This window comes from Faecalibacterium tardum, assembly GCF_040096515.1.
GTDB lineage: Bacteria > Bacillota > Clostridia > Oscillospirales > Ruminococcaceae > Faecalibacterium > Faecalibacterium tardum.
The window spans coordinates 1-22,395 of record NZ_JBBMEO010000033.1 but is presented as its reverse complement, the minus strand read 5'-3'; the positions used below and the strand labels follow the sequence as shown (position 1 = coordinate 22,395).

Here is a 22,395-nt window from a genome sequence, read left to right as displayed (position 1 = left end):
CAGAAAGGGCTGACCCATTTTGATGCGTGGGCATCCACCTTCGGTGAGACGACCACGGCCATTGAACTTGCGCCCGAGGGCTATACTTTAATAGGACGATAAACTTGATTGTCCTAAATTGAAAGATTCCATAAGAAAGGAGGTAGAACAAATGCCTAAAGAACCAAAAATCACCGCACTCTATGAGCGTTTGTCAAGAGATGATGATCTTGCTGGTGAATCGAATTCCATCACCAACCAAAAGAAATATCTGGAAGATTACGCCCAAAAGAACGGCTTCAAGAACATCCGCCATTTTACAGATGATGGCTTTTCAGGTGTGAATTTCAATCGTCCCGGCTTTCAATCTCTAATAAAAGAGGTAGAAGCAGGAAATGTCGAAATGCTTATTGTGAAGGATATGAGCCGCTTAGGACGAAATTATCTGCAAGTCGGTTTTTATACGGAAGTTCTGTTCCCACAGAAAAACGTCCGATTCCTTGCAATCAACAACAGCATCGACAGCAACAATGCTTCAGACAATGATTTTGCTCCGTTTTTGAATATTATGAACGAATGGTATGCCAAAGACACGAGTAATAAAATCAAGGCTGTGTTCGATGCCCGGATGAAAGATGGAAAACGTTGCAGCGGCTCTATTCCGTATGGATATAACCGTTTGCCGAACGACAAGCAGACACTTGTCGTTGATCCGGTGGCATCCGAAGTCGTAAAGCGCATTTTTCTTCTTGCGAACGAAGGAAAAAGCCCACGGACAATCGCAGAACTGTTGACAGAGGAAAAAGTCCTGATTCCTGCTGCATACGCAAAGAAATATCACCCGGAGCAGTACAATGGGACAAAGTTCTCCAATCCGTACCTGTGGGGCACCTCCTCCGTAAGAACAATTTTAGGTCGGCAGGAATATCTGGGACACACTGTTTTACGAAAATCTGTAAGCACAAATTTCAAACTTCACAAGAGAAAAGAAACAGATGAAGATGAACAGTACGTTTTCCAGAACACGCATGAACCGATTATATCGCAAGAACTTTGGGATAGTGTTCAGAAACGCAGATGCCGAGTGAATCGTGCTTCTGCTTGGGGAACGCACACCAACCGTTTAAGCGGGTATCTGTATTGTGCCGACTGCGGCAGAAGATTGACCTTGCAAACACACTACAGTAAAAAGAATGGGTCTACTCAATATTCTTATCGTTGTGGTGGATATGCAAGTCGGGTAAATGGCTGTACTGCCCATTCAATCAGTGCCGATAATGTTGAAGCCCTGATATTGGCATCGGTCAAACGCTTTTCGAGATTTGTTCTAAAAGATGAAGAAACCTTCGCTTTGGAATTGCAATCACTTTGGAAAGAGAAACGTGAAGAAAAGCCGAAGCAGAACCAATCGGAATTGAAACGTTGTCAAAAACGCTATGATGAGCTTTCTGCCCTTATTCGTAGCCTGTACGAAAATCTTATGTCTGGACTGCTGCCCGAACGACAGTACAAGCAGCTGATGGCACAGTATGATAGCGAGCAGGCAGAATTGGAATCGCAGATGGAAACGATGAAATCCGAAATTGCCGAAGATAAATCAAGTTCTGCTGATATTCGGCATTTCATTTCGCTGATTCGCAAGTGCAAAAATCCAACAGAAATCTCTGATTCAATGTTTAACGAACTTGTCGATAAAATCGTTGTTTATGAAGCCGCGGGTGCAGGCAATGCCCGCACACAAAAGGTTGACATTTATTTCAACTATGTCGGCCAAGTCGATATTGCTTATACCGAGGAAGAACTTGCCGAACTGAAAGCGCAGAAGGAGCAAGAAGAACGGCAGCACATGGAAAAGCAGCGCAAACGTGAAAAAGCCTACCGAGAAAAGCGAAAGGCAAAGAAAATCGCTGAAAACGGTGGCGAGATCATTAAAACCAAAACGTGTCCGCACTGCGGGAAGATGTTTACACCTACGAGCAACCGACAGCTTTTCTGTTCAAGAGACTGCTGGAATCAGGCAAGACAGGAGCAAAAGGAAGCGGCTAGAGAAGCCGAGAGAGGAGGTCATTACTACCGGCAACGTGACTGTGCCGTATGCGGTCACTCCTACTGGCCTACACACAGCCAGCAGGAATTTTGTTCCGATGAGTGCAGGAAAATTAACCACAACAGGAAGACCTTGGAATTCTACCACAAGAAAAAAGGAAATCCAAAACCTGACCCAGAAGCAGTCCCAACGCCGAAACCAAAGGAGGATAATGCAGCATGACTACCTTAAAGAACACGCTCCACGACAGCAACAACGGTCTGGATTACACTATGGTCAACGGCTACTATCTGCCGAATCTGACCGTAGCAGCCCCGACAGAGCAGCACCCCACCGGGCGGTGGGGCCGCTTACATAAAAGGTATCTGAAAGAACATCATCCCATCCGGTACAATCAACTGCTCCTGTCCGGTGTGCTGGGCAGCTACCTTGCCAAACTGGACAAGCAGGCTGAGGAACAGCTTGCATTGACCATCCGGCAGATGCAGGAAGCCGAGGGCGTGACCGAAGCCCTGAAAGCTGCCGATCAACTGGAATGGGTGCGCAGGATGAACAGCATCCGCAACCGTGCCGAGGAGATCATCAAGACCGAGCTGATTTTTGTATAAGGAGGAGCACTTATGTTTTTTGTAAGATTTGTACGGAAAGATGAGCACCCGGATGAGTTTTACGCTTATAGTACTAAGGTGGCAGCCAAGAATCATTTTGATATGTTTCGTGACGATGATTCGAATATTTTCTCTCGTGTTGAACTCATTCAAAGTGACAATGAAGTAGAATCCACCCTTGAAACCATCATTCCCACCCCGCTTTGAATCGTATTGCCCAGCTCATTTTTGATATTGCCAATCTGCCATGACCTTGTTATAATGATGTTATATAAAGAAGATGGAGGTGCAATAAATGAGTCTGGGCAATGATATAAAATTGCTTCGACAGAGATGTCTTTTAAGCCAACAGGATTTTGCAAAAGAGTTGGGCGTATCCTTTGCCACAATCAATCGAATAGAATCAGGAAAAAGTAAGCCTACATATAAGACCATGAAACTTATTGATGATTACTGCAAAAAGAATGCCATTGACTTTGATATAACAAAAGAGTTTACAAACTGAGATTAGGAGTTTTTATAGTGATTGCAAATGAAAAGTCCGCTCCGCGGCTGGTCTCTCTGTTCTCTGGATGCGGCGGTATGGACAAGGGATTTGAACAAGCAGGTTTTCAGCGCGTTTGGGCAAATGATTTCGATAAGGATGCTCAGGCAGTATTCCGACTGAACTTTGGTGAAATTGACGGTCGGGATATTCGAGAAGTCCCTGTTGATGAAATTCCAGCTTGTGATATTCTTACCGCTGGTTTCCCGTGCCAGCCTTTTTCCAATGCAGGAAATCGGCGTGGTGTCTATGATTCACGCGGAGAACTATATTTGGAGTGTCTGCGAATTATAGAAAGAAAGCTGCCGAAAGCTGTCCTCTTTGAGAATGTGAAGGGACTGATTTCGTCAAAGCATCAAAGCGGTCAATACCTCATTGAGGTTATCAAAGGCGACTTGGAAAAACTTGGATATGCGGTCAATTACCGTGTTGTAAACGCATCTGATTATGGCGTTCCTCAGAATCGTGAGCGACTGATTCTTGTTGCTTTTAGAAATGATCTTGGAAAGCGATTTGAATTCCCTCCTGTTCAGCTTAATAAAGAAAATCTGACGCTTCGGCATATTCTTGATATTCCAGAAGATGTTCCAAATCAAGTCTATTGGCCGTATTCTCCGCAGGCTCAGTCTATGGTTGAAAAAATACCTCAAGGTGGCTCATGGAAGAATATACCTTATGAGGACTTGTCGCCTCGGTTCAAGAGAATACGAGATGATATGAAACGATATCATGCACCGAACTTTTATCGCAGATTTAGCCTTGATGAAATAAATGGAACTATTACAGCGTCTGCGCAACCGGAAAACTGTGGTATTACTCATCCAATTCATAATCGCAGATATACTATCCGAGAAATTGCACGAATTCAAACGTTCCCGGATGATTTCAAATTCATTGATGATACAACAAAGAACATTGTTGCGATGTATAAAGTAATCGGAAATGCCGTTCCTTGCCATCTTGCAAAGGTCATTGGGGATGCTATCATGGAGCAGGCTTTCAAATAAAATGAAAGGACGATAATCTATGAACACTGACAAAGCCTATATTATGGGACTGGTTGTTGGCGGAGGTTGTTTCAGTTCGAACCACAAATCCTTTTCGATTAAGCTTCCCTATAGGCAGTGGGGCGATTACGACAAAAATCCAGAACGGGCTGGAATGATTGCAAACGATATTCTAAAGGTTGTCAAACCTCTTATGAACGTTGAATACAATTTGGACGTTTCTTATACACCCGGAAAAGAATGGAATATTGTTTGCCATGGTGATACGGCTGATTTGATTCGGGATCTTCATTCATTCCACATTGAACCCACATCGGATTTACATAAAACCGCAGATCTTCAGTATCTTATTGCATCGCTTTCAGATACAAACATGAAAAAACGTTTTATTGCTGGCGTTGCAGATACGATTGGAAGTATGGCTCCATCCCACCGAAGATTCACAGATGATGTTCAGATTATATCCTTTGAAATAAGTGGATTCAATTATAAATATGTGTGTCAGTTGTGTAATCTTCTTTATCAGCTTGGTTGCGTGCCTGATCAGATTCTTTGGCAACATCCCAATATGCAGAGCGGAACGGATTCTTACTACAAATCTTGGAAAAAAGGCAACAAGCTGAGAGTTACATTGGATTCCTTTTCTACATTTGGTTCATTGGCATTTAAGAGCAAAACCATTGCATCAAAAGAGAATCGGAAAAAAGAGGAAAAGTATAATTCTGCCGAAAAATGCGAGAATAAAACCCTTTCCGTTCCGGGAGTGGTTGCAGTCCATGTGGACGAAAATTATGCGGATATTCCACAGGAACTGCGTGGTGGACATTTTATTCATCACAAACAGATTTGTGCTGCCTTAAACTGTCCGCATTCTCCTAAGAATGAACTCGACAGATTATTAACTAATGCTGAGAATTATATTTCACCCTTTACGGTTCTTCACAAGGATACTGCGGTTGGTGTCGCAAACATAATTGCTAATGATCCGCTACTTCATAACCGAAACTATACTCAGACTGATATTGAAGTAAAATATCTTGTCGATTCCATGAACGATGGAGCCACTACAGTTCTTTTTTCTGATGGCACACCAATTATGCACTACTCCCGTGATAAGGGCTATCCGTTAAATGTTATAATGGATGCGGTTGCATATATTGTGGCCAGCAAGACGGGGAATCTTAACGGAAAGCGCCCTCGCGGTAATCGGGAAGAAATCATTATGAATGCTATAACAGCTAATCCTGATTTTACAGTTACTGTGAAAGTCCCAGACTTACTAACACCAATGGTGTTGACTGATGGAAAAGTAGCTGCAATGGTTGGCCCACTTAACGCTCAAGTTTATCGCCAGTTGATTTCCTATGATAGCAGCAACAAATATAAAATGTTGGTTCGTAAAATCACAGAGAATGATTTGAGGTGAAAAAATGCCGTCTGCTGAACGAAATGAGGTTTCCTATTATAACGAAATCATGCAATTCGTAAAGGCACAAATCGAAAGTAATTTTAGTGCATGGGAGAAACCTTTGAAAGTTTACTGCAAAACTGGTGAACTAAGAAGCGGACTTGATGCAATCATCAGGGAAAATCACATTACAACACCCGCCATTCTCGAATTTGCGTCAAGCACTCCTCCGCTAAGTTTAGATATTTTTGCGCTAATTACAGATGGTGTCAAGTATGAACTGCTGATAATTGAAGTGAAACTTCTAAAGAGTGTCGGTTTGACGCAGCTGTCCCAGCTTATCGGGTACTGTATTGTGTCAAATGCACAATATGGTTTGCTGGTGAATGTAAATGGAGGAGAAAGCCCTAGACTTACAAATTTGATAACGAATGAGCCAGATCTGATGCACATTGTTAGAACACTGGAAAAGCGTCAGGCAACCATAGAGCACAATCTCGGTGTTATGGAATGGGACAGCGAAACGCAGAATATGACATATACCGCCTGTGGCGCAATCCGAACTCTATCCGAGTTGTGCAAAAAGCTTGAATCAAAATTCAGATAATAAAAATCTAGTAATACTTATCTCAACAAAACTGGGAACTATCGATATTTGATGGTTCCCAGTTTTGTTTTACAACTGTATTGTGGAGGTGTTCACATGACGATGTGTAAGCTGGAAACTATGATTTACGCCAACGAGGATGGGGTTTATAGCGTGTTTACGTTGAATCTAGACTTAAAGAAACAACTTGCCGATCTTGCTGCGCAACACCCGGAGATATGCTGGCGCAAAGTGAAGGACGAAACAACGTATCAGATTAAGGATGCAGCAGTGACAATCCATCCAAATTAAACTTGAGGACGAATAGCCAAGATGTTAGAAATCTGTATGCTTTGGCCATGTTACACATTTAGATGTTCTCTGTAAAGAAGGAGCGTGATGCCATGACCCAACCGAAAACCGACCTCGCCTATCTCCGCAGCGAAAAAGCCAAAGCAGAGCAGAAGCTGCGCGCTTGTCAGCACCGGGAGAAGATCCTTGAACGCCAGATGTCAGAGCTGAACCGGAGAGAGCGTGTGCATCGCCTTTGCACCCGTGCCGGAATGCTGGAAAGCTTTCTGGTCTGTCCGGGAGAGCTGACCGATGATCAGGTGATGGAACTGCTGAAGATCTCGTTCCGTCAGCCGGAAGTCGTGCTGGCGCTTGCAAAGATGGTGCATGACGTTCACGAACGCAGCAACGTCCAAAACCCTTTAGAATAAAGGGCGCAATTATACACCTCGTCGTCACTTGCTGCGTATCGTTCGCATCTGTGCAAAAGCACAAATGCTCATTCACTCCGCAGTTCCTCCTCTTCCCCATAAAATCATCTTCGATGCTTTTCCGGGGACCCCTTTGTGTGAAATTGCGGTCTTGCAGACGGCTCGATGAAATCGAAGCTGGCGTTTGTGCGCCAGCCCGATTCCATCCCAAGGAAAACTGCATTTTCCTTGCGCTGCTTTGCAGCTATCCTTTTGCGGCTCCCGCCTGAGATCGAAGCGCACAGCACTCCGTTCCAAGGTGGCGAGTACAACCGAATACGATTCCAGACCGTTCATCAAGAGCAATCTTGCTGGGCGGTCTTTTTGTTTGGGGGTGATGCCTATTCCGTGTCCGCATTTCAAAATTACCATTGTTAAGCGCAGCCAAGGGCAGTCCGCTGTTGCCGGGGCCGCTTACCAGAGCGGCGAACGGCTGTTCAGCGAGTATGACCAGAAAACCAAATTCTACAACAAGAAGAAAGAACTTGTCCACGCCGAGGTCATGCTGCCGTCCCATGCGCCGCCCGGATATGCAGACAGGGCAATGCTCTGGAATGCCGTGGAAGCCGTGGAGAACCAGTGGAACTCCCAGCTTGCCCGGCGCATCGTGCTGGCGTTTCCGGTGGAAGTCCCGAAAGAGCGGTATCTGTCCATGATAAAGGAATTCTGTCAGGAGCAGTTTGTTTCCAAGGGCATGATTGCCGACTTTGCCATTCACGACAAGGGAGATGGAAACCCACACGCCCACATTCTGCTGACGCTCCGGGCAATGGACGAACACGGTAAATGGTTGCCGAAAGCCCGAAAGGTTTACGACCTTGACGAGAACGGCGAGCGCATCCAGCTCCCCTCCGGCAACTGGAAGTGCCACAAGGAAAACACCGTGGACTGGAACGACCAGAAGTACGCCGAGGTCTGGCGGCATGGTTGGGAAACCATCACCAACCGCTATCTGGAAGCTGCTGACCGCCCGGAGCGTGTTGATCTCCGCTCATTCGAGCGTCAGGGAGTGCAGCAGATTCCGACCGTGCATCTCGGCCCCGCTGCTCACCAGATGGAAAAGCGGGGAATCGAAACCTTTCTCGGAAATCTCAACCGGGATATTCGTGCAGCCAACAGCTTGATGCAGTCCATCCGCAGCACCATTCGTGGTCTGCAACACTGGATTGCAGACCTGACCGAAAAGAAGCAGATTCTTTTGGATGCACTGGAACAAGCCAAGGAGACAACGCTGTCCGATCTGCTGGTGGACTATTTCAATCTCCGCAACGAACAGCGCAGCGATTGGTCTGGCAAGGCAAAACTGAAATGCACTGTCCGGGACTTTGAGGAAGTCAAACGGGCGGTGGACTACCTGAAAACCCATTCCTTGAACACCATCGAGGATTTGGACACCGCAATTTCTAACTTGAACCAGACTGCCGCCCCTCTCCGCAGACAGTTGAAGCAGAACGAGAACCGGATGTGGGCAATCGCCCAGATCAAGGATGCTGCCGCCGTCCATGCCAAGTTGAAGCCCATCCACGATACCTTCATCAAAAAGAACTTCAAGCTGACCAAGGACGCTTATGCTGCCCAGCACAAGGAGGAGCTGGACACCTTTAATAAAGCTGTCCGCACCCTGATGAAGCTGAACGGCAGCACAGCGGTGGATTTTTCGGCATTGGATGCCGAATTTTCTGCGCTGCAATCCGGCAGCGCAGAGCTGCGCAGCCAACTGGAAACCTTGCAGCCGGACATCTCCGCACTGAAAAATATCCGCAAGTATATCGACATGGTGCTGAATAAGCAGCAACTTTCCGTACCGGGCGGCAAGACCCCGGAAAAGGAATCGGTGCTGAAAAAGCTGGAAGAAGCCAAGACCGCACAGTCTGTAATGAAAACGGAAGCGAAAAATCACACACAGGAGCTTTAAGGAGGAAGCAGCATGACCTACACCCAAGCCCAGATCGACAAAGCCAATGCGGTGGATCTGGAAAAGTTTCTCCGGGCACAGGGCGAAACGCTGGTGCGCAGCGGAAAAGAATACCGCTGGAAAGCCCACGACAGCCTGACCGTCTGCGGAAACAAATGGTTTCGGCACAGCCAGAGCAAGGGCGGCTTTCCGGTGGATTTCGTAATGGAATTTTACGGCAAGTCTTTCCCCGAAGCGGTGCAGATGCTGACCGGAGAGCTGAGCGAAGCTCAGCCGGAGGTTGACCCCGCCCCCTCTCTGGCGTTTCGCTTACCGCTGCGGAACGTCACCAACGCCAACATCTTGAACTATCTGACGCAGGAACGAAAACTCAGCCCGTCACTGGTGAACTTCTTCATCGCTGCCGGAGATATTTACGAGGACGCCGCCCACCACAACGTGGTCTTTGTGGGACGGGATTCGGACGGGCATCCTCGCTACGCAAGCAGCCGTGGGATTCGGGAGAAGTTTCGGCAGGATGCAGCCTGCGCAGAAAAGGCGTTTGGCTTTGCCCATCGTGGCACCGACAAGCAGTTGCTGGTCTTTGAAGCGCCCATCGACCTGCTGTCCTTCATTGAGCTGTTCCCGAAAAACTGGCAGCAGCACAATTATCTGTCGCTAGGCGGGGTGTCGGGCAAGGCGCTACAGCAGTTTCTTTCTGAACGCCCAGACGTGGAGCGGGTGTTCCTCTGTCTGGATGCTGACAAAGCCGGAGAGGATGCCTGCAAGCGTCTGGCTGCTCTGCTGCCGGACACCGTGAGCGTGACCCGCATCCAGCCCTGCATGAAAGACTGGAACGATGTTCTGGTGCACCGAGCAGAAATCCCGAATCGCAATTATTTCAAGAGCGTCGTGCTGAAAGAGCCGTCAAAACCGAAAATGGTGAAGATTATCCGCATGAGCGACGTGGAGCTGACCCCGGTGGAATGGCTTTGGAAGCCGTATCTGCCCTTTGGAAAGCTCAGTGTTCTGCAAGGCAATCCGGGCGAGGGCAAGACTTATTTTGCCATGCACCTTGCCGCTGCCTGCACCAATGGAAAGTTGCTGCCCAACATGGAGCGTATGGAACCCTTCAACGTGATCTACCAGACAGCAGAGGACGGTCTGGGCGATACGGTCAAGCCCCGCCTGATCGAAGCGGGTGCAGACCTTGACCGGGTGCTGGTCATTGACGACAGTGAGGTGCAGCTTACTCTTTCGGATGAACGAATTGAAAAAGCCATTATCGAGAACAACGCCCGACTGGTCATCATCGACCCGATCCAGGCGTATCTCGGTGCCGACGTGGACATGAACCGGGCAAACGAAGTGCGCCCTATCTTCATGCGGCTGGGACAGGTAGCGCAGCGAACAGGCTGCGCTATTTTGCTGATTGGACACCTGAACAAAGCCGCCGGAATGCAGAGCCTGCAGAGGGGTCTCGGCTCCATCGACATCGCCGCCGCCGTGCGCAGCGTCCTGTTCATCGGCAAACTGAAGCACGACCCGACCATGCGCATCCTCACCCACGAGAAAAGCTCCCTTGCCCCGCCGGGCGTGTCGCTGGCGTTCTCTCTTGGGGACGAGGGTGGCTTCCGCTGGGTCGGCGAGTACGACATTACCGCAGACGAAATGCTGTCCGGCATCGAGCCGCAGCGGGAAACCAAAACGCAGCAGGCTAAAGACCTGATTTGCACCCTGCTTGCCGGAGGAAAGCAGGTGTTCAGCGAGGACATCGACAAGGCGGCGCTGGAAAGGGGCATCCCCGGCCGAACTGTCCGGGATGCCAAGCGGGAACTGGGCGATGCCCTGAAAAGCAAGATCGTGGAAGGCCGCAAAAAGGTCTTTTGGATGGAATAAGCCATTTGACTGGCAGAAAAATTTGGCTGGCAAGAAAATCATGGTACACCCACAGTTGCCAGTCTGCCAGCAAAATTCAGAAAATGACGATAAAAGGAGAAAATCAATGGAAAATCAGAATTCGAGTTATTCGGTGCAGATTGGCAAAACCACCTTTATTGTGTGCGTGAAGCAGTCCGAAACCGCCAAAAAGCCGATTGAAAAGATGTTCAAGGATATGTGCAGACATGAGGTCACACGGGACTTCCTTGCAGACAACCTGATGAATTTAGAAAAATTACCGAAAACCTCTTGACGAAGTCCAGCCCGAAGGCACCGGATACCGTGCACGCACTCGTTTTGCGAAGTTCTTCAACTTACCTGAACTGATGGCGATGTTCAAAGAAGCGGCGGATATCAAGACCAGCGATCAGCTTCATCTCCCAGTGCCTGATGCAAAATTTGAGACGGTGGTGGTCAAACCTTCGGAAATCCAACAGGACATGGTGCAGGCGTTGAGCGAACGTGCAGCCGAAGTCCACAGCGGTTCTGTTGACCCCTCTGTGGATAATATGTTGAAAATCACGTCGGATGGCCGCAAAATCGGTCTTGACCAGCGGTTGATGAATTCCGCTCTGCCCGATGACCCCAACAGCAAGTTAAATGCCTGCGTCAACAACGTCCTGCGCATCTGGAACGACACCAAGGAGCAGAAGCTGACCCAGTTGATTTTCTGCGATATGTCTACTCCCAAGGGGGACGGTTCGTTCAACGTCTATGATGATATTCGCACCAAGCTGCTCAACGCCGGTGTGCCCGAACAGGAGATCGAGTTCATCCACAACGCAGATACGGAGAACAAGAAAGCAGAACTTTTCTCCAAGGTACGCAGCGGACAGGTGCGTGTGCTGCTGGGCAGCACTGCCAAAATGGGAGCAGGGACCAACGTCCAGACGCTGCTCGTAGCGGTGCATCATCTGGATGTAGGCTGGCGTCCGTCTGATATGACCCAGCGCAACGGCAGAATCATCCGCCAAGGCAACCAAAACAAACAAGTCTACGTCTATAACTACGTCACGGAATCGACATTTGACGCCTACCTCTATCAGACCCTTGAGAATAAACAGAAGTTTATCTCGCAGATCATGACGAGCAAATCGCCTATGCGATCTTGCGATGATATTGACGAACAGGCTTTATCTTACGCAGAAATCAAGGCTCTGTGTGCAGGCGACCCTCGCATCCGGGAAAAGATGGATTTGGACGTGCAGGTGGCAAAATTGAAAGTTCTGCGCGGTGACTTCCAGAATCAGAAATACCGTCTGGAAGATAAGCTGCTCAAGACATTCCCGGAAGAGATACAGAAACAGAAAACCCGCATTGCTGCTTTGCAGCAGGATTCACAGATTGCAGCAGCACACCCGCAGGACAAAGAAAACTTCTGCGGTATGACCATCAAAGGTATGGTGTACGATGACAAAAAGGCTGCAGGCGAACGGCTGCTGCTGGCTCGGCAGGAGATGCCCAATGCTGATATGATGCTGCTGGGCACCTACCGTGGCTTTGAACTGAACATTCGATTCGACAGCTTCAAAAATGAGCATCAGGCCGTACTCCGGGCAGAGTTAAGTTACCCGGTGTCGCTGGGCGATGATGCGCGCGGCAATATCACTCGTCTGGACAATGCCATCGACAATTTCGCTGACCGTATTGCAGATGCCGAAAATGCTCTGCAAAACCTTGAACAGCAGAAGCAGGCCGCAGAGGTCGAAGTGGCAAAGCCCTTTGCACAGGAGGAAGAACTGGCCGAAAAGTCTGCCCGCCTTGCTGAATTGAACGCCTTGCTGAACATCGACCGTGACCGCAGTTCCTCGCAGGATGCTCCCGAAGAAACCGAGGAAACCGAAACACCTGCAACTCGTCCGTCTGTGCTGGCTGCACTGGGGGAAAAGACCAATCAGCCGGAGCCTGTCAAACCGTTCCGCAGCTATTATGATAAGGATGGTGATGCACGATGAAAGAAAAGCGGGATGAAACCATCATCCTGCGCTTGAGCAAAACAGAAAAGAACCGTATCTATGAAAAGATGCTCAGTATGGGTATCCGAAGCCTGAGTGCCTATATCCGCAAAATGGCATTGGATGGATACTGCCTGAATCTCGATCTGCCGCAGCTACGCCGAATGGCTTATCTGCTCCAGAATTGCATCAACAATCTGAATCAGTACGCCAAAGCCGCCAATGAAAACGGTCGGGTCTACGCCGCTGACATGGAGGACCTGCGGCAGCGTCTGGACGAACTGATTGACATTGGCAAGCAAATTCTTTCCAAGCTGGCAGAGCTATAAAAATTCCCGCAGTTGGAGGACTGCGGGTGTACATATAACGCTTGACATCCTTGCAACGTAGTAGTCGATACCTTTATAATAAGGGCGAACAGAAAGGAAGTGCTTGATATGATGTCTATGCTGAAGAAAATTGTTCTTTTCCCGATTTCTCTCTTTGTGGCGTTTCTAGCTCTGATGGCAAGGTGGCTGCTAACCCTGTCCAGCTATGTAGTTGCTCCGCTGATGCTCTACATCTTCGGCTGCGGCATCTACACTGCTTACCGTCAGACTTGGAATCAGTTCCTTATCTTGCTGGTAGCCGAATTCCTCTGCTTTGTCCTCTTTTTCGGCGCAACTGCCATCACCGAGGGCATCGGGCGGTTCAGTGAGTGGTTGGCCGAACTGTAAGGAGCATTTTCAACCTTTTGCCGCCTTCGGGCGGCTTTTTCTTTTATGGGGGTGATTTAGGATGGCCGCGACACGGCTGATCGCGCTGCACAAAAACAAAGGCAAGTCGGTTGCGGCCTGTCTGAAAAGCCATACAGACTATGTACAGAATCCCGACAAGACTGAGCATGGTGAACTGATTAGCAGCTACGAATGCAGTCCTTTGACGGTGGATGAAGAATTTATGCTGTCCAAACGGCAGTATGAACTTGTCACTGGGCGCAGACAAAAAAGTGACGTGATTGCCTATCAGATCCGGCAGTCGTTCAAACCCGGCGAGATCACCGCCGAAGAAGCCAACAAGGTGGGTTATGAGCTGGCAATGCGTTTCACCAAAGGCAAGTATGCGTTTATCGTTGCAACCCACACGGACCGGGAACACATTCATAATCACATTATCTACAACTCCACTGCGTTGGACAGCACCCGGAAATTCCGGGATTTTTTATTGTCCGGGCTGGCTGTGCAACGGTTGAGCGATCTGATCTGCTTAGAGCATCAGCTTTCCGTCATTGAGATAAAACCCTATCGGGAGCGGCAGAAGCGCACACTTTATCCGCCCAAAGAAAGCAATCGTGACTGTCTATGCGGCGTGATCGACAACATTCTGGCGAAAAAACCCAAAGACTACGAAGATTTTCTGCAAAAGCTGGAGCAGCAGGGATACGAGGTCAAGCGAGGGAAATACACCTCCGTCAAAGGCACACGGCAGAAACGATTCATCCGGTTCCGCACTTTGGGCGCAGGATATAGTGAAGAAGAACTGAAAGCTGTTATCTCTGGGGAAGCCGAACACCATCCCCGGCAGAAGCAGAAGCGCATCGTACCGGAACAAAAGTTTCAGATGCTGGTGGACATTCAGGCAAAGCTGGCCGAGGGAAAGAGCATGGGGTATGCTCGCTGGGCAAAGCGATATAATCTGAAAGAAATGTCCAAAACGCTGATTTTCTTACAGGAGAACAAAATCGGAAGCATTGAGGAAATGCAGGAGCGTATAGATGCTGCTACTGCTCGCTATCATGAACTAGGCGATTCAATCAAGGCAACAGAAACGCGCATGGCCGAGATTGCTGTTCTGCGAACGCACATCGTTAATTATGCCCGGACACGCCCGGTCTATGATGCCTACCGCAAAGCCGGGTATAGTAAGAGATTTCTGGACACCCACCGGGAAGAAATCACGCTGCATAAGGCCGCAAAAACTGCTTTTGATGAAGCCGGATTGAAAAAGCTGCCAAAGGCTAAGGACTTGAGCATCGAATACGCTGAACTTCTGAAAAAGAAGAAAGAAGCATACCCGGACTATCGTAAGGCACGAGATGAGATGCAGGAGTTGATGAAAGCTCAGAAAAATGTAGAGATGTTCTTTGCAGAGGAAAAAAGTACAACCGAAAAAGGACAAGCACGATAAACGAAATCCGCCGAGGATCCTTCCCGTTTTTTCGGGAGGAGTCCTCGGCGGATTTTTGCTTTTTAGCGAATCATCTTATAACCATTACCAATTCAAAATACTTAACGGATGGCAAATAACTTCTTATATTGCCTTATTCATTTATCGGACTTTTCCACAGTTTTTGCAAAAGTTCGTAAGAATCATTTAAGTTCCCACAATCCGGGCAATACCATCTTCCGTCCGGTATCGGATCAACTGGCGAAAGTATTTGACTTTGAAATTATTTTTTTGAAAAATCTCTGTACTGATTTTCGTTGATTGTCCAGTAAGGATCACCTCCATTTTTAACAATTTCTTCAATGAAATTTAGTATATTTCCAACACATACAAATTCATCTGTTGAGCAACAGTCCCCCGCATAAAGATACTCTTTTTCTATGTCATCCACGTTAATGACAATATCATATCCCATCCAATATCCAATTTTCCATGCCGACCGACATAATAAATTATCATTACTAAAATGGAACGAAAGAATTTCCTGAGCATCAAATAAGCAATAGTCTCCGCTGTGATAAAGCGTCAGTCCATTACATCGCTTCAGAAATTCAATATAATCAGCTGGAATATGTCCCATTTCTTTTTTTAAGTGTTCCAATATCATATCATCGGTTGGTGGATTTAATAGAGCATCTAAATGCGCATGATTCAGATGCTCTATAACTTTATCTAAACCATTCATTCCAGTCTACCTCTTTTTAATATTGTGCCCACCATGTAGTAAATTGAGTGTGAATTGCTTTTGGAAGGGGAATCAAATTGCTATTCACACTTTTCCCACCATATTTCAAGGGCTTTATATGATGAATTTGAATTGGAGTTGCTATAATGCTATAAATTAGAATATTATGAAAGCTCGCCAGACATAAAATCTGGCGAGCTTTCACTTTTCCGTAATGGGATTAGATTGCTGTAGAGCTTGATACAAAAAGATAGATAATGAAAATGCACCACAAAACAACTTCAGCGATTATCAAATACTTCAAGTGTTGCTGCAATTTTTCAGGGACAATTTTTCCCTTTTTCAAAAAAGCGAAAATTGAATCTCGCGCTTTATCGACATCTTCCTGATTGACTTCCAGTTTTAAATGGAAATTTTTTCCAAAAAGGAGCTGGTGCATCCCATAATATATTGAAAGCAATATCAAAAATGAAGTGACGCTTACGAGTGCTGGCTGGGTCCAACTTATTGCCATAGCTTCTGCCGATGTAAGATCTCTGTAAAAAACAATATCACTTAAACCGGCTACAAACAGCAGAAAATTCCAGCCCAAAAATGTATATAAAGTTTTCTTCATTGTCTATACCTGCAAAACCGTATGCGTTAGCCACCAACAGCTTGGTAATAATCAGTATCCGTCCGGAAAGGTGTGGACGCTCCACTATTATAGTACGACATAGTCTGATGATAGCAATGCGTATAATACGAATAAATTTATTTCAATTTTCCTCCACTCTCATAATCGTGTAGAACAGATGTCCCCAGTACCAAGAGAATCACACATATAATGCAGATCCAAGGAGTATCAAACCACAGCGAAATCAGCACTGGAACACAAGAAATCGCTATTATCCAAAAACCAACAGCCAAGAATCTTGATGTCTTTTTCAAGTTGTAGTGTTTTTTCTTGCTATACGCTTCTGCGATTGAATTTTTAGGAATCACCCAAAAATAGATTCCAACAGCAACTAAAAGAATAATCACCCAAAAACTATTGACAAATTTTTCTTGATTGTTTAAAGACATTTGCACTTCCTCGGCATTACGCCCATCCTACAACATTCCATGCATTATAAGTGAACATTTCATTGTGAAAGTTCACAGCAAGAGACTGCGTTTTCCAGTCTTTCGGAACATAGCCTTCGTAGTAATTGTTGTTTTTTGCGGCAGACTTCACATCTGTTATATAATATTTATATCCGTAAACATTTTTCTGATGCGAAGCTGCTGTCGTATCAACAAGATTCCATGTATACTGTGTTTTTATACAGCTGACAGTATCCGTAACGGCATTTTTAATCATACCGCTAGCAACCGTAATTCCCAGTCCCTTAATAAGTGCGTCCAAAAATGCTTCTGCAACAATATTCGGTAACGTCAATGCGCCCACAACAAGTGCAATTAAATCAACCATCCTTCCAACAAAATTATTGATTGTGTATGTCGTGGATCCAAGATTTTTTGTATCATATGTACACTTCAAGCCATAATAAATATATCCTGTATCTAAAGCAGCGCGATATTTGATTGTTCCTGCTGTTTGCACAGCGCAAGGTTGTACACGCTCATTATTGTCAGAGGTTAATTTACCATACTGTTCAATATAAATAACGTCGCTTGATGACTTTCTTGTAACACTATCATCGAAAAAATCACGTTTTATACTATTAGGGCTTGATGTCAGGAGGGTGTCTCTTTGTATAAGCTTTCCATTCAGATATTGATTCAGAATGCGGTTTCCCGAAAGGTCGGTATACATTTCAACGATTGTTTCATGATCTTCATATAAGGTGACTTTATCACCCACTTTATTATTTTTTGCGGTTGCAAAAGAAGTTAATGTCATACTGGCTAATAAAGAAAAAACTAAAAGTATCGAGATAAAAGATTGATAGACTTTTTTCATTGTTCTACACTTCCTTTCTTCTTAAAGAGATTATCGTCCAACAAATATAACTAATATTATTTGCGAATGAGTGATTCCATAACATCCGGCTGATGCTGTAAAGTTTTCAGATGATATTTACGTTTACGACAGCAAATGCCGTTACAAAGATGTGTGTGATTCCTTCAGAACAATCAAACCTTTTGAGCTTCACCGTCTGAATGTACATGCGCAAAATGGTTAATGCTTTAAGTTCTGCATTGGAATCACCTCATATCAAGTTTGAATTCATATTCTATGCGTCAAATTGTGACTGATTTCAATGATTTTTTTGGTGATGACTAAGATGTTTTATTTAGCTCATTTCGTCCGATGCGGTAAATCTTCTTGTCTTGTTCTACTACTTCAACAATAAGTTCATTTTTATTGTGATGAACTATTACTGGAATATAGCTATCGGAATTTTCCACCATCAAACATGTGACTCCATTCGTCCATTCACTGTTCAATTCCTTTGATAGCATGGAAATGATTTCTTCTTTCGTCATTTTGATTAATGAATCCTTTAGTTTAGTTCAATCGTGTTAATCGATGCCGGTAGATGCTGTATTAGCATCACCTCTTTTTAACAAAATCGCTCTTTTATAAAATCATTTAATGGCTGGCAGTTGATGTGATAGTTTCGCTCTGCCCATTTGAATAAGTGAATGTTGCTGAACATTCAAGGCGATACGATCTTCCGGGCTTTGTATTATAATTACTGCTTGCTGAGCAGGAAGAAGATGTACTGGTGTTAGAACAGCTGCTTACCTTCTGCCACGTACCGAATGTTCCTTTTTCATATAGCGTTCCAGTGACGGTGATGCGCTTTACCGCAACATCAGTTTTGGCATTAACTTGATAAAAACTTTGAGAAATCGTCCCTTTGACAGTGCTGTTTTCGTTATACCGCCTAGGTTGGCCAGCAGCAAAAACCGTTGCGGCAAGGCTCAGAAAAATACCGATTGACAGAATGAGAGTGACAAGACGCTTTTTGGACATAAGACATAACCTCCATTTTGTGTACTCCAACAGGAGCTTTTGCTCAGTCAACGTAGTTCACATTGTGTTTGTGACAGCTTTTTTGAAAAATTTTCGAGATTTTATCAACTTTGTATATTTGTACAAAAAATGCCGACACATTTGTAAACAATCACAAGTGTGTCGGCAAGGTCTTGACAAATCAGGAAATGCTTTCCGCAATTCTTAGAAGCTCATCATGCGATATCTTTCCAATAATCGTATGCGAAATGCCATCTTTCTCCCATACTAGCACATATCCTGTACGTCCTCCGTTATTACTCGTTCCAAGTGTTGCATCGGCTGTTCCAATTTTAATGCGCTCATAAACCGTATGCTCATTGTCGAAAGTTTCGACTTGTCCATAGTCTTGAATTACGGAACAGTCCACATAATAAAAGATGTTCTTATCATTGACATCAACATAGGCATGAAGAAAGGATATTTCGTTATCATACCCTTGTTCATAATCTCGTTCAAATCCATCCGGCACATAGTGGTCGCTGTATCCATTCGGAAGCTGTTCCAACGGCTCGCCATCCACCTGATATGTCAGTTGCATCTCAACGGGCATGAACTTCTGAATCATCGTATAGACTGCCCTGCGGAAGTCCGCACTTACTGCAAGCGCACCGAGAGTTAAAATTACCAGCGTCAGGGCCGCAATAAGCACTCGTTTCAGCACAGGGCGGCGTTTATGCAACGCCGCTTGCAGGCGGGCATCCCATCGGGAAGTGTCCGGGTAGCGTTCTTTAAGCTGCGCCGGAGTTGGTAGCTCGTTCAGTTCTTTCTGTGCATCTGCATGGAGTGCCATCATCAACGCAGTGTCAAAAGAAACTTCTGTCTGCTCACTCATGGTGGTTCAACTCCTTCCACAATAGTTTTCTTCCACGGAAAAGCCGCATCCGAACCACTTCGTCCGTCAGTCCAAGCGATTTGGCAATCTCCCGGTTGGTGTAGCCCATTGCCAAAAGATGCAGAGGATCACGGTACATCGGTTTCATCTGCCCAATCAGTTCTGTCAGGTGTTGGATGTTATCGGTGCTGACTACTGCATCATCCGGCACCGGGGCATCATCTGGCACGTCTGGGATTTCTTCTAATGGTTCTTCTCGCTGCTTGCGAAGCATATCGTATGCACGGCTTCTACTACAACTAACGAGATAAGCGGCAAGTTCGTGACAGTTTTCTCGGTGAATTTTAGAAAAATTTTTGGCAACGTACAAAGACACCTCTTGCAGTACATCTTCTGCCAGATACGAATCGCCCATAATTTTGTAAGCGGTATGGTAGACCAGCCGTTTGTAGGTATTATATACATCTATAAATTGTTCTTCATTGCTTTGATCGTCAAGAACAGCTAAGTACAGGGAAAGCAACACAATCACCTCCAACGGATTCGCATGGATTGGATGTAGTGTACCATGAACCAGCGGAAATGTCGAATGTTTTCCGTTCTGAACGAAGAACAGCCAGCATCATGACCTCACTTACCGTTGAGGCCGTTGCTGGCTGTTCGTTTGGCTTGAGATGTCTCCATCAAAATTGCAGAGCGCAACTGTCTTGAAACTCTACCTTATATAAATAGAAGCGTTTTGAAAAAACGCGCAGCCTGCATCGGAACGGTGCAGAATGAAGGGGATTGGGCACAGCCCAACAAGCATTTTGCAACGCAAAAATGGCGTTTGTATAGACAAAAGCCCTGCTTGCTACAATGGTGTTGGTTCTGAGAAGTTCACAGCCAGTGAGCTATACAGATGCCCAAACCTAAGCTACAATGAAGATGTGCTGAGAGAACGAAGCATTGCTTGAGCTGAACGCTCGTACGCGCAAACTGTTCTCCGCCATCTCCATTGCAGCGTTCGATTGACGCAGGTTGAGTTATCGGCAGATAAAAATGTTGCCGTACATTCGTGTCACAAAGCAAGCTGAATCGGTAATGGGCATAGGCGGAACCGGCATTAATATCCTCGACCGCGTGGGCGGCGGCGATGCCTTCGCCAGCGGCCTCATCTACGCCATGCTGCACGACTACAAGGCCATGGATATGATCAACTTTGCCGTGGCCAGCAGCGCCATCAAGCACACCATCCACGGCGATGCCAACATCACCGACGAAGTAAGCTCCATCCGCAACCTGATGAACATGAACTACGACATCAAGCGTTGAGTTTCGCCTTAGCGCTTCCGTCTGCCGGGAACCGACCGCTGCACGTTGGTTTCCGGCTTTTTTTATACCGTCAGCGTCACAAATTGACACCAATTTATCATTCTTCACGAAGTATGTGCTAAAATCTCTTGACAGCACCTCACAAAATATGTTATCTTTTGTAAACATCCTTGAAAAGATATGACATTTTCTGGGGACCGAACACAAACCGATTTTTCTCTGGAGGAAAGACCCATGAAGCAGGAGATCATCCGCAAACTGAGCGCTGCCGTGGCCATGAGCCTCGTTGTTGGCGTCTCTCTGGCCGCCTGCGGCGGCAGCAGCAGCTCCGCCGCTGCCAGCGCGACCAAGACCGGCTCTGCCGACGGCTTTGGCGGTGCTGTCACCGCCACCCTGACCGTGGATGCCAATGGCACTGTTACCGACTGCAAGCTGGAAGGTGCACAGGAGACCGAGAACATCGGCGGCGCTGCACTGGAAGAGCTGTCCAAGCAGGTCGTGGCCGCCAACGGCCCCGCCATCGACGGCGTTGCCGGTGCCACGGTGACCACCAAGGCTGTCCGGAAGGCTGTTGCCGCCGCACTGGGTGTGGAGCTGGCCGAAGAGGCCCCCGCCGACTCTGCTGCCGCAGCCCCCGCCGAGCCCGCCGCCATCGTCCCGGTGGAAGGCGGCATCCAGATCGGTCAGGCCTATGCTGCCGCCCACGGCACCAAGTGCTTCACCGAAGCGGTGGCTGTGGTGAAGGATGACGTCATCCTCGCCGCCTACCTCGACGATTTCCAGTTCACCAGCGCCGATGCAGGCGTGACCGCCGTGCCCAACTCCGACTCCGACTTTGCCGCAGGCTACGCCGAAGGCAAGGTGCTGATGTCCAAGCGGGCCAACGCTGATTATTACAGCAAGATGATGGCTGAAAAGGGCGGTTCCACGGTCGCTCTGGACGCAAACTTCGACGCCATCCAGAACTTTGCTGTCGGCAAGACCATCTCCGAGCTGGAGGATGTGGCCGCCAAGGGTGCCGAGGCTGTGGACGCCGTCTCCGGCGCAACGCTGGTGGATACCGCCGGTTATCTCTCCGCCATCGTGGATGCCGCCAAAAACGCCCAGACCACGCAGGCCGTGGAGTTCAACGGCAGCTCCGAGGACCTGAAGCTGAATGTGGTCTATGGGGCCGCACACGGCACCAAGTGCTTCACCTCCGGCGCTGTCGCCACCGCCGGGGACACCATCGTGCTGAGCTACATTGACGAGTTCCAGTTTGCCGGTTCGGACGCCGGGGTCGTCGGTGTGCCCAACTCCGATTCTGACTTCGGCGCAGGCTACGCCGAGGGCAAGGTGCTGATGTCCAAGCGGGTCAACGCCGATTACTACAGCAAGATGATGGCCGAAAAGGCTGGTTCCACCGTTTCGCTGGATGCCAACTACAACGCCATCCAGAACCACGTGAACGGCATGAGCATTGCCGACGCCGAGGCTCTGAGCAAAGATGAAAAGGCTGTGGACGCCGTTTCCGGTGCCACGCTGGTGGATACTGCCGGCTACGTTGGTGTGCTGGTGGATGCCGCAAAGTAAGGCAAGAAAAATAACGTTCCTCTGAACACAGCAGCGCCCGCCGGGAGATC

At 47.2% G+C, this 22,395-nt stretch carries 26 protein-coding genes and 1 pseudogene; 18 read left to right on the top strand and 9 right to left on the bottom strand.

What is annotated here, in order from left to right; all coding sequences use genetic code 11:
* Nucleotides 1-151 precede the first annotated feature (151 nt).
* The 16 genes from WMO44_RS12870 to WMO44_RS12795 all read left to right on the top strand — a co-directional run bounded on the left by WMO44_RS12870 (nt 152) and on the right by WMO44_RS12795 (nt 14,896).
* Complete coding sequence (locus WMO44_RS12870; RefSeq protein ID WP_349152823.1) at nt 152-2,248, top strand: recombinase family protein; 2,097 nt, start codon at nt 152-154, stop codon at nt 2,246-2,248.
* Complete coding sequence (locus WMO44_RS12865) at nt 2,245-2,634, top strand: TnpV protein (protein ID WP_349152822.1); 390 nt, start codon at nt 2,245-2,247, stop codon at nt 2,632-2,634. The genes WMO44_RS12870 and WMO44_RS12865 overlap by 4 nt, the downstream gene beginning before the upstream one ends.
* Nucleotides 2,635-2,646: 12 nt before the next feature.
* A complete protein-coding gene (locus WMO44_RS12860; RefSeq protein ID WP_349152821.1) occupies nt 2,647-2,841 on the top strand; it encodes a hypothetical protein in 195 nt (64 codons plus the stop codon).
* A gap of 88 nt (nt 2,842-2,929) precedes the next feature.
* On the top strand, nt 2,930-3,139 hold the full coding sequence (locus tag WMO44_RS12855) for a helix-turn-helix transcriptional regulator (protein ID WP_349152820.1): 210 nt from the start codon (nt 2,930-2,932) through the stop codon (nt 3,137-3,139).
* Nucleotides 3,140-3,156: 17 nt separating this feature from the next.
* Nucleotides 3,157-4,185 (top strand): DNA cytosine methyltransferase, encoded by a 1,029-nt coding sequence (locus WMO44_RS12850; RefSeq protein WP_349152819.1) that lies wholly within the window; start codon nt 3,157-3,159, stop codon nt 4,183-4,185.
* A gap of 19 nt (nt 4,186-4,204) precedes the next feature.
* Nucleotides 4,205-5,611 carry a hypothetical protein gene (locus WMO44_RS12845; protein WP_349152818.1) on the top strand — a complete coding sequence of 469 codons (1,407 nt, stop codon included), beginning with the start codon at nt 4,205-4,207 and terminating at the stop codon, nt 5,609-5,611.
* Nucleotides 5,612-5,615: 4 nt separating this feature from the next.
* Entirely contained in the window at nt 5,616-6,200 is a 585-nt protein-coding gene (locus WMO44_RS12840) for a hypothetical protein (RefSeq protein ID WP_349152817.1), read from the top strand.
* 96 nt (nt 6,201-6,296) lie between these two features.
* Complete coding sequence (locus tag WMO44_RS12835) at nt 6,297-6,491, top strand: hypothetical protein (RefSeq protein ID WP_349152816.1); 195 nt, start codon at nt 6,297-6,299, stop codon at nt 6,489-6,491.
* A gap of 92 nt (nt 6,492-6,583) precedes the next feature.
* Nucleotides 6,584-6,901: a DUF3847 domain-containing protein gene (locus WMO44_RS12830; RefSeq protein ID WP_349152815.1), complete on the top strand. Its 318-nt coding sequence runs from the start codon at nt 6,584-6,586 to the stop codon at nt 6,899-6,901.
* A gap of 382 nt (nt 6,902-7,283) precedes the next feature.
* Nucleotides 7,284-8,855 (top strand): MobQ family relaxase, encoded by a 1,572-nt coding sequence (gene mobQ / locus WMO44_RS12825; protein WP_349152824.1) that lies wholly within the window; start codon nt 7,284-7,286, stop codon nt 8,853-8,855.
* A 12-nt stretch (nt 8,856-8,867) separates the two neighbouring features.
* Nucleotides 8,868-10,733: an AAA family ATPase gene (locus tag WMO44_RS12820; RefSeq protein WP_349152814.1), complete on the top strand. Its 1,866-nt coding sequence runs from the start codon at nt 8,868-8,870 to the stop codon at nt 10,731-10,733.
* Nucleotides 10,734-10,839: 106 nt separating this feature from the next.
* The gene (locus WMO44_RS12815; RefSeq protein WP_097779733.1) at nt 10,840-11,028 is read left to right on the top strand and encodes a transposon-encoded TnpW family protein; all 189 of its coding nucleotides are present in this window, start codon (nt 10,840-10,842) and stop codon (nt 11,026-11,028) included.
* Between the two features lie 73 nt (nt 11,029-11,101).
* Nucleotides 11,102-12,730 (top strand): helicase-related protein, encoded by a 1,629-nt coding sequence (locus WMO44_RS12810; protein ID WP_349152813.1) that lies wholly within the window; start codon nt 11,102-11,104, stop codon nt 12,728-12,730.
* Entirely contained in the window at nt 12,727-13,059 is a 333-nt protein-coding gene (locus WMO44_RS12805) for a plasmid mobilization protein (RefSeq protein WP_349152812.1), read from the top strand. Before WMO44_RS12810 ends, WMO44_RS12805 begins: the two co-directional genes overlap by 4 nt.
* A 108-nt stretch (nt 13,060-13,167) precedes the next feature.
* Nucleotides 13,168-13,446 carry a hypothetical protein gene (locus tag WMO44_RS12800; RefSeq protein WP_015537687.1) on the top strand — a complete coding sequence of 93 codons (279 nt, stop codon included), beginning with the start codon at nt 13,168-13,170 and terminating at the stop codon, nt 13,444-13,446.
* Nucleotides 13,447-13,507: 61 nt separating this feature from the next.
* A complete protein-coding gene (locus WMO44_RS12795) occupies nt 13,508-14,896 on the top strand; it encodes a relaxase/mobilization nuclease domain-containing protein (protein WP_349152811.1) in 1,389 nt (462 codons plus the stop codon).
* A 262-nt stretch (nt 14,897-15,158) separates the two neighbouring features.
* Here WMO44_RS12795 and WMO44_RS12790 read toward each other — a convergent pair whose 3' ends face one another.
* From WMO44_RS12790 to WMO44_RS12755, 9 genes are all read right to left on the bottom strand, one after another.
* Complete coding sequence (locus WMO44_RS12790) at nt 15,159-15,620, bottom strand: SMI1/KNR4 family protein (RefSeq protein ID WP_015536776.1); 462 nt, start codon at nt 15,618-15,620, stop codon at nt 15,159-15,161.
* 16 nt (nt 15,621-15,636) lie between these two features.
* Nucleotides 15,637-15,825, bottom strand: coding sequence for an HNH endonuclease signature motif containing protein (locus WMO44_RS15130; protein WP_353963858.1), 189 nt, complete (start codon nt 15,823-15,825; stop codon nt 15,637-15,639).
* Between the two features lie 15 nt (nt 15,826-15,840).
* Entirely contained in the window at nt 15,841-16,236 is a 396-nt protein-coding gene (locus WMO44_RS12785) for a hypothetical protein (protein WP_015536775.1), read from the bottom strand.
* Nucleotides 16,237-16,373: 137 nt separating this feature from the next.
* Nucleotides 16,374-16,685: a hypothetical protein gene (locus WMO44_RS12780; protein WP_015536774.1), complete on the bottom strand. Its 312-nt coding sequence runs from the start codon at nt 16,683-16,685 to the stop codon at nt 16,374-16,376.
* A 16-nt stretch (nt 16,686-16,701) separates the two neighbouring features.
* Nucleotides 16,702-17,565 carry a hypothetical protein gene (locus WMO44_RS12775; protein ID WP_015536773.1) on the bottom strand — a complete coding sequence of 288 codons (864 nt, stop codon included), beginning with the start codon at nt 17,563-17,565 and terminating at the stop codon, nt 16,702-16,704.
* Nucleotides 17,566-17,885: 320 nt separating this feature from the next.
* Nucleotides 17,886-18,092 (bottom strand): hypothetical protein, encoded by a 207-nt coding sequence (locus WMO44_RS12770; RefSeq protein ID WP_015536772.1) that lies wholly within the window; start codon nt 18,090-18,092, stop codon nt 17,886-17,888.
* A 106-nt stretch (nt 18,093-18,198) separates the two neighbouring features.
* Entirely contained in the window at nt 18,199-18,585 is a 387-nt protein-coding gene (locus WMO44_RS12765) for a hypothetical protein (RefSeq protein WP_146746959.1), read from the bottom strand.
* Between the two features lie 181 nt (nt 18,586-18,766).
* On the bottom strand, nt 18,767-19,459 hold the full coding sequence (locus tag WMO44_RS12760; protein ID WP_015536771.1) for a DUF4367 domain-containing protein: 693 nt from the start codon (nt 19,457-19,459) through the stop codon (nt 18,767-18,769).
* Nucleotides 19,452-19,985 (bottom strand): RNA polymerase sigma factor, encoded by a 534-nt coding sequence (locus WMO44_RS12755; RefSeq protein WP_349152810.1) that lies wholly within the window; start codon nt 19,983-19,985, stop codon nt 19,452-19,454. Before WMO44_RS12755 ends, WMO44_RS12760 begins: the two co-directional genes overlap by 8 nt.
* Nucleotides 19,986-20,566: 581 nt before the next feature.
* Here WMO44_RS12755 and WMO44_RS12750 point away from each other — a divergent pair.
* Together WMO44_RS12750 and WMO44_RS12745 are read left to right on the top strand one after the other, a co-directional pair.
* A pseudogene (locus WMO44_RS12750) lies at nt 20,567-20,773 on the top strand (PfkB family carbohydrate kinase); the annotation flags it as partial.
* Between the two features lie 234 nt (nt 20,774-21,007).
* A complete protein-coding gene (locus WMO44_RS12745) occupies nt 21,008-22,345 on the top strand; it encodes an FMN-binding protein (RefSeq protein WP_349152809.1) in 1,338 nt (445 codons plus the stop codon).
* Nucleotides 22,346-22,395: the final 50 nt, after the last annotated feature.